The following is a 12,909-nucleotide window of genomic DNA, read 5'->3' on the forward strand; positions in this document are numbered from 1 at the left end:
GCGAGCCATTCGGGATGAATCGTGGGACAGGAGACTAACGCAGCTTCGGCGGCCGCCCAGGCCGGCAGCTTGACCGCAGCCGCTGGTGTGCGTCGGCTGGCTGGGGTCGGGCCCAAGCTCGCCGAGCGGCTGGCCGATCTGGGTATCGTGTCGATCGGTGATGTGCTGTTACACCAGCCGAACCGGTACGAGGATCGCAGCCGGATCACGCCGGTGGCCGAACTCTGGCAGGGCAGCCCGGCACTGGCTGTGGTGCGCGTGGAAGGGGCCGAAATCCGCCAGGGGCGACGGCGGAGCCTGTTGGTCACCACCAGCGATGGCGCGGCGCGTCTGTGGCTGCGGCTGTTTCACTTCGGTCCCGACCAGCAGGCGCGGCTGGCCCCCGGTACTTGGCTGCGTCTGTACGGCGAGCCGCGCTCCGGCGCCTACGGGATGGAAATGGTCCACCCCGAGATCCAGGTGGTCGATAGCGAGGCTGCCGGCTACGATATCGTTGCCCGGCTGGTGCCGGTTTACCCGACCGTATCCGGCGTATCGCAGAATCGGCTGCGCGATCTGGTCGGCCAGGCCCTGTCGCTGCTCGAACAGCCCGGTTTCTGGCTCGAGAGCCTGCCGGCCGATCTGACCGGGCCAGCGGTGTCGATGTCGGCCAACCAGGCGCTGCGTCGTATCCACGATCCGCCGATCGATAGCGACGTTGCCGCGCTGGCCGAAGGCCGCGATCCGGCCTGCCAGCGGCTGGCCTTCGAGGAGTTGCTGGGCCATCAGCTCAGCCTGCGTTCGCGGCGGCGCCAGATCCGAGCTGATCGAGCGCCGGCCATGGGCCAGCCGGGGCGCGGTCTGGCGCCATTGTTCGACGGCCTGGGTTTCTCGCCGACCGGTGCCCAGCGCCGGGTGATTGGCGAAATCCTGGCCGATATGGCTGGTCGTTCGCCGATGCTGCGTCTGGTTCAGGGCGATGTCGGCTCGGGCAAGACCGTGGTCGCAGCCGCTGCACTGCTGACCGCAGTGGACAATGCTTGGCAGGGCGCTTTCATGGCGCCGACCGAACTGCTGGCCGAACAGCACCATGCAGCCCTGTCGCGCTGGCTGGAGCCGCTCGGGATGCCGGTCTGGCTGATCACCGGCAAGCGCAAGAAAGACGATACGCTGCTGGCCGAGATCGCCAGCGGCACGCCCGGCGTGGTGGTTGGCACCCATGCTCTGTTCCAAGAGGCGCTAGAATTCGGCGCGCTCGGGCTGGCGGTGATCGACGAACAGCATCGTTTCGGGGTCGACCAACGCCTGGCATTGCGCAACAAGGCCAAAAACGGTGGTGCTACGACCGCCCACCAGCTGATCATGACCGCCACCCCGATCCCGCGAACATTGGCAATGAGTGCCTATGCCGATCTAGATACCTCGGTGATCGACGAACTGCCCCCGGGGCGCACACCGATCACCACCGTGGCGATACCCAATACCCGGCGCGACGAGGTCGTTAGCCGCATCGGCGACGCAGTCGCCGAGGGCCGCCAGGTGTACTGGGTGTGCACGCTGATCGAAACCTCGGACAAGCTCGAGGCCCAGGCCGCTGAAGCCGCTGCCGAAGCGTTGTCGGAAGCCCTGGACGGCGTGCACGTGTCGCTGGTGCATGGCCGCATGAAAGCCAACGACAAAGCCAGGGCGATGAATGCCTTCAAGGCCGGCAGCATCGACGTGCTGGTGGCGACCACGGTGATCGAAGTCGGGGTGGATGTACCCAATGCCTCGCTGATGATCATCGAAAACGCCGAACGCCTGGGCCTGGCCCAGCTGCATCAGCTGCGTGGCCGGGTCGGTCGTGGCTCGACCGCGAGCCACTGCGTGCTGCTGTATCAGGGCCCGCTATCCGATACCGCTCGTTCGCGGCTGACCGCATTGCGCAAGACCTCGGACGGTTTTGCCATCGCTCGCGCCGATCTGGAGCTGCGCGGGCCGGGTGAAGTGCTCGGCACCCGCCAGACCGGGGCCCAGGAATTCCGTATCGCCGATCTGGTGCGCGACGCCGATCTGGCCGAGGCCGCGCTGGCCGTGGCCGACGATGTGCTGGCCTATCATCCGCGCGAGGCGGAGCTGCTGATCGAGCGCTGGACCAGTGCCGCGGCCGCCTACGCTCGCGTCTAACCGCGGTCGGCGCACCCTGTGGGCGGTGTCGTCGATGGTCGAAATCACAGATCGGCTGTCGGTCCCGGCCGTGCCCAGGCATTCGGAATCGTTTGTCGCAGCCCGGCGTGGTCTGGGGGCACGGCCGATAAAAGCTCGGCCTGAATGTGGCTCGCGGGCGACCCAAGGCGAGCAGCAGGCGGCCGACCGACGGCGTGCATCCACCGGGTTCACCGCCTAAGCTGGGGCATCGCCGATCGATACCGCCGGAACGAGGCCGGCCGTATGTCCTTATTACGTCGTCTGCGCCAGATCATTCAGTTCCGTGTCGAGCAGCTGTTGCTGCGCAGTACCGCCTCGCGGCTATCGGTCATCGCCCTGGCCATGATATTGATTGCGGTCGGCGCCGGGCTGCTGGTGTTCGTTGCCGCCCCGGGCAAGACTTATCCGGACGCCGGTTCGGCGGTGTGGTGGGCATTTCTGCGGCTGACCGATTCGGGCTATCTCGGTGACGACCAGGGACTGCTGCTGCGCACGGTTTCGACCGTGCTCACGGTGCTCGGCGTGGTGCTGTTCGTCGGCGCGCTGATTGCGACCATGACCCAGTGGCTCAACGAGACCATCGACAAGCTCGAGGCCGGCTATACGCCGATCGCTCAGAACGACCATATCCTGATCCTCGGCTGGAACAACCGCACCGGCGAAATGGTCGAGCAGCTGGTGGAGTCCGATGGCCGGGTACGCCGTTTCTTGCGTGCCCGTCATATCTGGAGCCTACGTATCGTGGTGCTCGCCGAGCGGGTGACTCCGGCCTTGGCCGCCGAACTCAAAGACCGTCTCGGGCGCGGCTACAGTTCCCGGCGCATCACCCTGCGTTCCGGCAGCGCACTGCGCGCCGACCACCTCAAACGCGTCGACTACCGGCACGCCGGAGCGATCGTGCTGCCGGCCCGCGAGTTCGATGCCGAAGGGGTGCCCGATGAGCGCACCATCAAGACGCTGATGAGCGCAGCCACATCGAGCCACGAGATCGCCCCGGCCGAGCTGCCGCTGGTGGTCGCCGAACTGTTCGATGCCGATCTGCTGGAGACCGCTCGGGGCGCTTATCCAGGCCCGGCTGAGTTCATTGGTACACCCCAGATCATCGCGCGATTGCTGGCGCAGAACGCCCGCCTGCGCGGACTGTCCGGGGTCTACAACGAACTATTGGCCAGTATCGGCGACGATCAGGCCAACCAGATCTTCGTTCGCTCGGCCGAGAATCTGGCCGGCGAACGCCTGAGCGATCTGGCGACGTGTTACGACCATGCCATTTTGCTGGGCGTGGCCCGCGACGGCGATTTCTTGCCGCTGTATGCCCAGCCGGAGCAAGTCGTAGCCGAGCACGATCGGCTGGCTTTCATCGCGCGGCGCTACGAGCACTGCGCTCCAGATCGGGCCCCGGCGCCGGCCGAGATAGTCGGGCGCCCGATCGAGCCGGCGGTCGAGGAAGGCCGTATCGCACGTCGGGTGCTGGTGCTGGGCTGGAACCAGAAGGTGGTCTCATTGCTGGCCGAGTTCGACCGGCATAGCGGCGAGGATGCAACCATCGATGTGTTATCTCGGGTTCCGATTGCCGAACGCGAAGCCATTCTGGCGCGCCGCGGTTTGGAACTGCGGCATGCAGTGGTCAACCAGGTTGATATCGATATCACCTCCTATGCCCAGCTCGCGGTCCGTGAACTGGGCAGCTACGACACGGTGATCCTGGTCGCCAGCGATTGGTTGGGCTCGGCCGAGGCCGCCGATGCCCGTTTGTTGGCGGGCTATCTGGTGCTCCGGCGCGCGTTGGCGGCAGCCGGGGCGGATCCGGCGTTGATCGTTGAAACCATGGCCGAGGATAATGCGCCGTTGTTCGCCGGCGGCCAGGCCGAATGTTTGGTCTCGCCGGTGGTTCAGTCGAGCCTATTGACCCAGGTCGCACTGCGCCGCGAGCTGCACTGGGTGGTCGAGGATATGTTCGGCCCGAAGGGGGCTGAACTGGCGTTTCGTCCGGTGCCGCGCAGCGTGCTCGGCCAGCCGCCGGCCAGTTTTGCCGAGCTGGCAGAGCGCTGCGGCGCAGCCGGCGAAATTCTGCTCGGCATCATGCGGATCACCCCGGGTGGACGAGCCGTGCAGCTCAATCCGGCCCACAAGCACGAAGCCCTCGAGCTCGGCCGCGAAGACCAATTGATCGTGCTCGATGGCCGCCCTGTGGTCGCGGAAGCACCCGCTACCGGGTCGTCGCGGATCTAGAGCCAGCGCTTGCGCTTGAAATAGAACAGCATGCCGATCACTAGCAGCAGAATCACGCCGAGCAGCACCGGATAGCCATAGGCGAACGACAGCTCCGGCATGTTCCAGGGATAGCGGGTGTCGAAGTTCATGCCGTAGACGCCGACCAGAAACGACAGCGGCATGAACACGGTGGCGATCAGGGTCAAAACGCGCATCACATCGTTGAGCCGGGCTGAGGCCAGCGACAGATGGGTATCGAGCAGCGAGCCGACAGTGTCGTAATAGCCGTCGGCCAGGTCGACCACGCGCTTGGCGTGATCCTGGACGTCACGAAAATAGGGGCGGTTGTCGCTATGTAGCAGCGGATGCTCCAGGCTGACCCAGCGCACCAGCAGTTCGTTCTGCGAAACCAACACTTTGCGCATGCCGATCAGACGCCGACGCAGATCATGGATGACTTCGATCAAGTCGTCGGTGCGGTCTTCGAAGATTCGATCCTCGAGTGCCTCGATGCGGTCGTGGTAGTCGGCCAGTACCGCGAGCCCGGAATCAACCACGACATCGACCAAGCAGTAGCCGAGATAATCGGCCTCGGCGTGGGCGATACGGCCGTGGGCGGCATGGATGCGCTCTCGCACCGGGGCGAACACATCGTGCGCGCCAGCATGAAAACTGAGTACGAAGTCTTCGCCCATGAACAGGCTGACCTGCTGTAGTACCAGCCGCTCGCCCGCCATATACGGCAGTACCAGAGTGACGAACAGGGTGGCGTGGTAGACATCCAGTTTAGGGCGCTGGCCGTGGTTGAGCACGTCCTCCAGGGCCAGCGGATGCAGCGAGAAATCGACGCCGAGCCGGGCCAGCTGGGCCGCTGTGACATCGCCTTCGAAGTGCAGCCAGGTCAGCGGATGGCGGCTGGCTCCAGGCACGGCCAGGGCACGCTCGAGATCCTGCTCGCAGCGCTCTTGGATGGCGACCTGGCCGCCGAAGTCCATACGATAGATTGTGAGTTTGCCGATCTGTTGTTCGGGCGTCGGATCGACCAGGGCGCCGGGCCGGGCGCCCGGCGCTGGGCGGCGAGACAACAAATAACCGAGCATGGCAGTTTTCCAGGCGAGCGATGCTGTCAGTAAATCGCAGCCGTCGCGGCGACAGCAAGGCCTCGGTCACGCCCGGGCGACGCAGTACACCACTACTTCGCGGGCGCCGGCCTGGCGGGCCGATCGCGCTAGGGCAGCCGCGGTCCGGGTTGTGGTCATCACATCATCGATGAGTGCGACGCGCCGACCATGGAGCGCGCGCTGCGCTATGAAAGCACCGCGCATATTGGCCGCTCGGGCGTCGGCATTCAGTGTGCTTTGACGCGCTGTATCGCGAATCCGTGTAAACGTGTCGCTATCCAAAGGCCAGCCGAGCCGACGATGCACATGCGCGGCGATCCGTTCGGCCTGGTTGAAACCGCGCCGACGAAAACCCGCGGGATGCAGTGGCACCGGCGCCAGCAGGTCGGGCATGGCCTCGGCGCTCAGCCGAGTCGCGAGTAGATCGCCGAGCACTCGGGCATAGGCGAGTTGATGGCGATATTTCAAACCGCCGATCAGCCAAGCCACCGGATCACGATAACGGCAGGCTGCCAGCGCCCGATCGAAACGAGGCCGTCGCGCACAGTCGGCGCAGACGCGGGTCTTGGCCTCGGCCGTCAACGGCAGTGCACAGTGTTGGCACTGGATCTCGAGCCATGGCAGCTCGCCGGCGCAGCCCGCGCAAAGCCCAGCCTCGGCGTCGATCGTGGCCGCACAGATCGGACAGCAGGGCGCCAAGACCGCGTTTTGTGCAGTTTTTATCCAGTTGTAAAGAAATTTGCTCATTTCAGGTTGACGATAGGCTGGTGCTCGGCAAAGCTATCCCGGACTGCCAAGTCCAAGGGATATCCTGCCATGAGCAATGTCGAAACGGCCGGCGCTGTGCGCCACGACTGGTCGTATGAAGAAGTTAGCGCGCTGTTCGCGCTGCCGTTCGCGGATCTGATCTATCGGGCCCAAGCCGCGCATCGCGAGCATTTCGATGCCCGCGACGTCCAACTGTCGACGCTGCTGTCGGTCAAGACCGGCGCCTGCCCGGAAGACTGTGCCTATTGTCCGCAGAGCGTGCGCTTCGATACCGGCTTGGAACGCGAAACCCTGCTGCCCACCGAACAGGTGCTCGATGCCGCCAAGCGGGCCAAGGCCGCCGGTGCGACACGATTCTGCATGGGCGCGGCCTGGCGCAGCCCGAAAGACAAGGATCTCGATCGGGTGATCGACATGGTCGAGGCGGTCAAGGCCGAAGGGCTGGAAACCTGTGTCACGCTCGGCATGCTCAAGGCCCGCCAGGCCCAGCGGCTGGCCGAGGCCGGTCTGGACTACTACAACCACAATCTGGATACCTCGCCGGAGTACTACGAGCAGATTATTTCCACGCGCACTTACGAGGACCGGCTGGATACGCTCGAGCATGTTCGCGACGCCGGGCTCAAGGTCTGCTGCGGCGGCATCGTCGGCATGGGCGAAGCCCCCGGTGACCGGGCCGAGATGCTGCGCCAGCTCGCCAATCTGCCCGAGCATCCGCAGAGCGTGCCGATCAACAATCTGGTCCAGGTCGAGGGCACGCCGCTGGCCGGCACCGATCCGATCGACGAGCTGGATTTCGTACGGACCATCGCGGTGGCCAAAATCATGATGCCGGCCTCCTATGTGCGCCTAGCGGCCGGGCGTGAGGAAATGTCGGAAGCGGTCCAGACGCTGTGTCTTCTGGCCGGGGCCAACTCGATCTTCTATGGCGACGAGCTGCTGACCACCACCAATCCGGCACACCAGGCGGATCTGGCCTTGCTGGACAAACTCGGCATGCGTGCCGAGGCCAGTCCCAAGTACACCGATCTGGAGCCGGGTGTCGAGCCCAGCGCCGAACAGGCGCCCCAGGCCGCCCGCGCCTGACCCCGGCGTGAATAGCCTGCATGCCGTCTGCCGCGAGCGGCTGGATGCGATCGCCGAGGCCGGCCGTGAGCGCCGGCGTCGGGTGATTACCGGCGCGCACGGCGCGTGCGTGATCGTTGACGGCGAAACCAAACGCAATTTCTGTAACAACGACTATCTCGGGCTGGCCGCCGAGCCACGCATGGGCCAAGCGCTGGGGCGTGCGGCGGCCCGCGTTGGCAGTGGCAGCGCGGCCTCGCAGATGGTCACCGGCTACAACGCTGAACAGGCCGCGCTGGAAGCCGAACTGGCCGACTGGGTCGGGCGCGAACGGGCGCTGGTATTCGCCACCGGCTACGCCGCCAATGTCGGCGTGATCAGCGCACTGGTCGGCAAGCATGACCATATCGTGGCCGATGCGCTCAACCATGCCTCGTTGATCGACGGCAGCCGCCTGTCCGGGGCCGCCAAGCATATTTATGCCCACGCCGATGCGGCAGCTGCCGATACGGCGCTGGCAGGCGCTGCCGGCGGCCATCGGCTGCTGGTGACCGACAGCGTGTTTTCCATGGACGGCGATACCGCGCCGTTGGCCGACCTAGCGCGTGTGGCGACCGATCGCGATGCCTGGCTGATGGCCGACGATGCCCATGGTCTTGGGGTGTTCGGACCCGAAGGCGCCGGGCGCGTGGCCGAAGCCGGACTGAGCAGCCACGAGGTACCGCTGGTGACTGCCACGCTCGGCAAATCGGTAGGTGCGGCCGGCGCTTTCGTGGCCGGCGACGACGTCGTCATCGAAACGATTCTGCAGACTGCGCGTTCGCTGATTTTTTCTACGGCCATGCCGCCAGCAGTGGCGGCCGCGGCCCGGCAGGGCGTGGCGATCGCGCGCGGCGACGCTGCCCGGCGACACCGCTTGCACGATCGGATCGAACGTTTCCGGGGCGGCATGGCCGATGCCGGGCTGCCGCTGGTCGCCTCCGACAGCCCGATCCAGCCGGTGATCGTCGGCGACGAACGCGCTGCGTTGGCGCTGTCGGAGGCGCTGCTGGCGCGCGGCTATCTGGTCGGGGCAATCCGGCCGCCCACGGTCGCGCCCGGCACCTCGCGGTTGCGCATCACGTTGTCGGCCGCCCATACCGAGGCCGACGTCGACGGGCTGGTCGCAGCTCTCGCATCGGCCTGGCAGGATAGCGATAATTCCAAAGCCGTCGGCTTATGAGTCCACATCGAGCGTTGCCTTCCACCGATATCGTCGCCCTGCATGGTTGGGGGCTGTCGAGCCGGGTCTGGCTGCCGCTGGCCGAGCAGCTGGGGCCGCGTTTGCACGCCTTGGACCTGCCGGGTCACGGCGAGCGCGATCTTGTACATGGGTTGGATGCCTGGGTCGATGCGATCGCTGCGGAGGCCCCGGACTCGGCGGTCTATCTGGGGTGGTCGCTCGGCGGTCTGGTCGCCTGGGCGATGGCCATGCGCTATCCGGACCGGGTGCGCGGTTTGATCCTGACTGCCGCCACGCCGCGCCTGATGCATGCCGCGGACTGGCCCTGGGGCATGGCCGAAACCACTCTGCACGGCATGCGCGCCGGGCTGGATACGAATTTTTCGACCACATTGCATCAGTTCATCGACCAACAGGTTCGCGGCACACCCGATGCCGCCTCGGCCGCGGCGCGTTTAAAAGCCGATCTCGGGCAGCGACCGCCGGATCGCGACGGGCTTGAAGCAGGGCTGGACATCATCGCAGCGAGCGATCTGCGCGATGCCTTGCCCGGGATCGATGTGCCTAGCCTGCTGATCGCCGGCGAGCGCGACCGGCTGGCGCACCCGCGAGCGATGCAGGCGGCGGCCGAGGCCATGCCCAAGGCCCACTTCGTCGAAATCGAACGCGCCGCGCATGCGCCGTTCGTTTCGCACCAGGACGAGTTCGCGGCGTTGGTGACTGATTTTATCGACCGTATCGAGCTGCACTGATGACCGCCCGTACGTTATTCGTGACCGGCACCGATACCGAGATCGGCAAGACCCGGATCGCCACTGCACTGCTGCGCGGCCTGACTGCTGCCGGCTATACGGCGGTGGGGTACAAGCCGGTGGCCAGCGGCTGCGAGGACACGTCCGAGGGCCTGCGCAACGAAGACGCACTGGCGCTGGCGGCGGCCGGCTCGCCGGGATTTGGCTACGACGAGATCAACCCTTATGCGTTCAGCCCGGCGATCGCGCCGCATATCGCGGCCGCCGAGGCCGGGGTCGCGATCGATGTCGATGTGCTCAACGCCGGCCATGCCCGATTGGCCACGCGCGCCGACTGGGTGATCGTCGAAGGCGCCGGCGGCTGGCATGTGCCGCTCGGGCCCGAACTGGATTTTGCGGGCTGGGTCGCCGCCCGCCAGTGGCCGACGCTGCTGGTGGTCGGCATGCGGCTGGGCTGTGTCAATCATGCGTTGCTGTCGGGCCGGGCGATCGCGGCGCGCACGCGCTTGGTGGGCTGGGTGGCCAATATACTGCCGCCACGCCAGCCTCGGCTGGATGACAACCTCGCCTGGCTGGAGGCGAACATGCCGGGTCCCTGCCTGGCCCAGGTGCCGACCGATCCGCCGGTCGACTACGCAATCGAGCCGGGCTGCTGGATCGGCCGCGCATCGGGCTGAGTCGGGTCGCTCGTATGCTGAATGCTTGAGGCACAATAGCCGCGCGGCGCGCTCCGAGGGTGGGGCCGGCCGTGTGTCATCCGATCCCGGCCCGCTGCATGTTCTCGATGCCCCGTCTTTTTGTCTCCCGTCTAGCCTGGCTCGTGTTGCTGCTGGTGATGACGGCGCCGGCCGATGCCGCCTGGCAGATGAATCTGACCGAGGGCGTGACCGCCATGACCCACAAGGTGTGGGATCTGCATATGGCGATGCTGGCGATCTGTGTGGTCATCGGCGGCGGTGTCTGCCTGGTGATGGCTATCTCGATTGCGCGCCACCGCAAGGCGCGGGGGGTCACGCCGGCTTCGTTTCGTGAGTCGGTCGGGTTGGAAATCGCCTGGACGGTGATTCCATTCGCGATTCTGATCGGCGTAGCGATTCCGGCCGCCAGCCTGCTGATCTCGCTAGCGGATACCGGCAATGCGGATATGACCATCGATGTGACTGGCCATCAATGGCTCTGGGAATACGAGTATCCGGGGGCGGACGTGCATTTCTATAGCCGCCTAGCCAGCGACAGTCGGGCGGCCAATATTCCGGGCAGCGGTACCCAGCCGGCCGATGTGAAGCACTATCTGCGCGATGTGGATCAGCCGATGGTAGTGCCGGTCGGGGCCAAGGTAGCGCTCAACATCACCTCGGACGATGTCATTCATTCCTGGTGGGTGCCTGCGCTCGGCGGCAAGATGGATGCCATTCCCGGCCAGACCAACCACAAATGGTTTCGTGCGGACAAAACCGGCGTCTACCGCGGCCAATGCGCCGAGCTGTGCGGTCGCGGCCATGCCTTCATGCCGATCGTGGTGCGCGTGGTGTCGAAGTCGGATTATATCGCCTGGCTAAACGAGCAGGGCGGTCATCTGCCCGAAGGCATCGATCTGCCGGATCGCGGCCAGGCCGATGAGAGCGCGCCGCCCGCGGCCGGTACGCCGACGCCCGAACGCGATCATGGCAGCGATGCACCGCTGAGCCATGAACAACTCATGGCCCGTGGTGAACAGATCTACGACAATGTTTGTGCGGCTTGTCACCAGCCGGATGGCTCTGGCCTGCCGGCGGCCGGTTTCCCGGCGTTGACCGGCAGCGATATCGCCACAGGCCCGGTTGCCGCGCATATCGATCGCGTGCTGCATGGCAAAAAAGCGATGCCGGCGTTCGGTGGCGTCCTGTCGGATGCTGATATCGCGGGCGTGGTGACCTATGAGCGCAATGCGCTCGGCAATGACACCGGCGATACCGTGCAGCCGGCCGATGTAAAGAAACGACGATGAGCACGACTCGGCCCCCTGCAAGCCCTGCGCGCCTGGGCGACGGTTTCGGCCCCTGGCTGGGGCGTTGGCTGCTGTTGGCCAACCACAAGGACGCCGGCTTTGCCTATCTGGTGCTGGCCGCGATCATGTTTGCGGTCGGCGGCGGGCTATCGCTGGCGATCCGCAGCGAGCTGTTTGCGCCGGGTATCCAGTACATCGACCCCGGCGTGTACAACCAGATCGTGACGCTGCACGGGCTGATCATGATCTTTGGCGGCATCGTGCCGGCGTTTCTGGGCTTTGCCAATGTCATGTTGCCGGTCATGATCGGCGCGCCGGGGCTGGCCTGGCCGCGCGCCTCGGGGCCGGCGTTCTGGCTGTTGCCGATCGCGTTTAGCGCGCTGCTGGTCAGCCCGTTCGTGGCCGGCGGCGCGCCGCAGACCGGCTGGACCCTGTATCCACCGCTGATTCAGCAGACCGGGGCCGCGCTGCCATTGTTCATCGTGGCCGTGCAGCTGTTGGCGCTGTCCAGCGTAGGATCGTCGTTGAATGTGTTGGTGATGCTGCTGCGCCGCCGGGCGCCGGGTATGCCGATGCTGCGCATGCCGATGTTCGCTTGGAGTTGGCTGGTCACGGCGTTTTTGATCGTTGCGGTAATGCCGGTGCTGGCAGCGATCCTGCTGATGATCGGCGCCGATCGTTATCTGGGCAGTGGTTGGTTCGGCGCCGAGGGCAGCCCATTGCTGTATCAGCATCTGTTCTGGACTTTCGGCCATCCGGAGGTCTATATCATGGTGCTGCCGGCCTTCGGCCTGGTGTCGACAATTCTCCCGAGCTTTGCGCGCAAGCAGCTGTTTGGCTACAACTCGATGGTCTATGCCACGCTGGCAATCGGCCTTTTGAGTTTCATCGTCTGGGCCCACCATATGTTCACCACCGGCCTGGCGTTGCCGGCGGAACTGTTTTTCATGTTCTCGACCATGATCATTTCGGTGCCGACCGGGGTGAAAGTGTTCAACTGGGTCGCCACCCTATGGGGCGGGGCAATGACCTTCGAAGCGCCGATGCTGTTCGCGACCAGTTTCGTGGTGCTGTTCATGATCGGCGGTTTTTCCGGTCTGATGGCGTCGTTGTCGCCGGTCGATTTCCAGTATCACGATACTTATTTCGTGATCGCGCATTTTCACTATGTCCTGGTGCCGGGCTCGATTTTCGCCATGATCGCCGCGCTGTATTACTGGATGCCGAAATGGACCGGCGTCATGTATTCGGAGCGGCTCGCCCAGGTGCATTTCTGGTGGAGTGCGGTCTGGATCAACCTGCTGTTTTTTCCCATGCATTTTCTTGGCCTGGCCGGTATGCCGCGACGGATCGCCGATTATTCGAGCCAGTTCGCCGATTTCAATCAAGTGATCTCGATCGCGGCGGCGATGTTCATCGCTGGCCAGCTGCTGTTCGTCTACAACATGGCGCGCTGTCTGTTGGGCCGGGGCGCAGCCGCCCCGGATCGGGTCTGGGACGGCGCCCGCGGCCTGGAATGGACGCTGGCCTCGCCTTGGCCGTATCGCACGTTCGCGACGCCGCCTCGGGTTGCCGCCGACGAGCTCGCCAAGCCGGACTGATACGGAGAAGCCC

10 protein-coding genes are annotated in these 12,909 nt (G+C 65.4%); 8 read left to right on the forward strand and 2 right to left on the reverse strand.

Translation table 11 applies throughout. The features are described from left to right. Positions 1-69 precede the first annotated feature (69 nt). Positions 70-2,145 carry an ATP-dependent DNA helicase RecG gene (recG, locus tag V5738_RS04335; protein WP_423824239.1) on the forward strand — a complete coding sequence of 692 codons (2,076 nt, stop codon included), beginning with the start codon at positions 70-72 and terminating at the stop codon, positions 2,143-2,145. A gap of 264 nt (positions 2,146-2,409) precedes the next feature. Then, the gene (locus V5738_RS04340; protein WP_423823179.1) at positions 2,410-4,398 is read left to right on the forward strand and encodes a CASTOR/POLLUX-related putative ion channel; all 1,989 of its coding nucleotides are present in this window, start codon (positions 2,410-2,412) and stop codon (positions 4,396-4,398) included. Here V5738_RS04340 and corA read toward each other — a convergent pair. Next, positions 4,395-5,480 carry a magnesium/cobalt transporter CorA gene (corA, locus tag V5738_RS04345; protein ID WP_423823180.1) on the reverse strand — a complete coding sequence of 362 codons (1,086 nt, stop codon included), beginning with the start codon at positions 5,478-5,480 and terminating at the stop codon, positions 4,395-4,397. The genes V5738_RS04340 and corA overlap by 4 nt on opposite strands. 66 nt (positions 5,481-5,546) lie before the next feature. Continuing rightward, complete coding sequence (locus V5738_RS04350; protein ID WP_423823181.1) at positions 5,547-6,248, reverse strand: double zinc ribbon domain-containing protein; 702 nt, start codon at positions 6,246-6,248, stop codon at positions 5,547-5,549. 69 nt (positions 6,249-6,317) lie between these two features. On the opposite strand from V5738_RS04350, the gene bioB reads away from it, so the two are divergent. From bioB to V5738_RS04380, 6 genes are all read left to right on the forward strand, one after another. Further along, positions 6,318-7,355 carry a biotin synthase BioB gene (bioB, locus tag V5738_RS04355; protein WP_423823182.1) on the forward strand — a complete coding sequence of 346 codons (1,038 nt, stop codon included), beginning with the start codon at positions 6,318-6,320 and terminating at the stop codon, positions 7,353-7,355. A gap of 16 nt (positions 7,356-7,371) precedes the next feature. Then, entirely contained in the window at positions 7,372-8,556 is a 1,185-nt protein-coding gene (gene bioF, locus V5738_RS04360) for an 8-amino-7-oxononanoate synthase (protein WP_423824240.1), read from the forward strand. Beyond that, a complete protein-coding gene (bioH, locus tag V5738_RS04365) occupies positions 8,553-9,308 on the forward strand; it encodes a pimeloyl-ACP methyl ester esterase BioH (RefSeq protein WP_423823183.1) in 756 nt (251 codons plus the stop codon). The genes bioF and bioH overlap by 4 nt, the downstream gene beginning before the upstream one ends. Continuing rightward, complete coding sequence (gene bioD, locus V5738_RS04370; protein WP_423823184.1) at positions 9,308-9,985, forward strand: dethiobiotin synthase; 678 nt, start codon at positions 9,308-9,310, stop codon at positions 9,983-9,985. Before bioH ends, bioD begins: the two co-directional genes overlap by 1 nt. 107 nt (positions 9,986-10,092) lie before the next feature. Further along, the gene (coxB, locus tag V5738_RS04375) at positions 10,093-11,295 is read left to right on the forward strand and encodes a cytochrome c oxidase subunit II (protein WP_423823185.1); all 1,203 of its coding nucleotides are present in this window, start codon (positions 10,093-10,095) and stop codon (positions 11,293-11,295) included. Continuing rightward, on the forward strand, positions 11,292-12,896 hold the full coding sequence (locus tag V5738_RS04380) for a cbb3-type cytochrome c oxidase subunit I (protein ID WP_423823186.1): 1,605 nt from the start codon (positions 11,292-11,294) through the stop codon (positions 12,894-12,896). Before coxB ends, V5738_RS04380 begins: the two co-directional genes overlap by 4 nt. The last annotated feature ends 13 nt before the right edge of the window (positions 12,897-12,909 follow it).

The organism is Salinisphaera sp. SPP-AMP-43, assembly GCF_049568105.1.
GTDB lineage: Bacteria > Pseudomonadota > Gammaproteobacteria > Nevskiales > Salinisphaeraceae > Salinisphaera.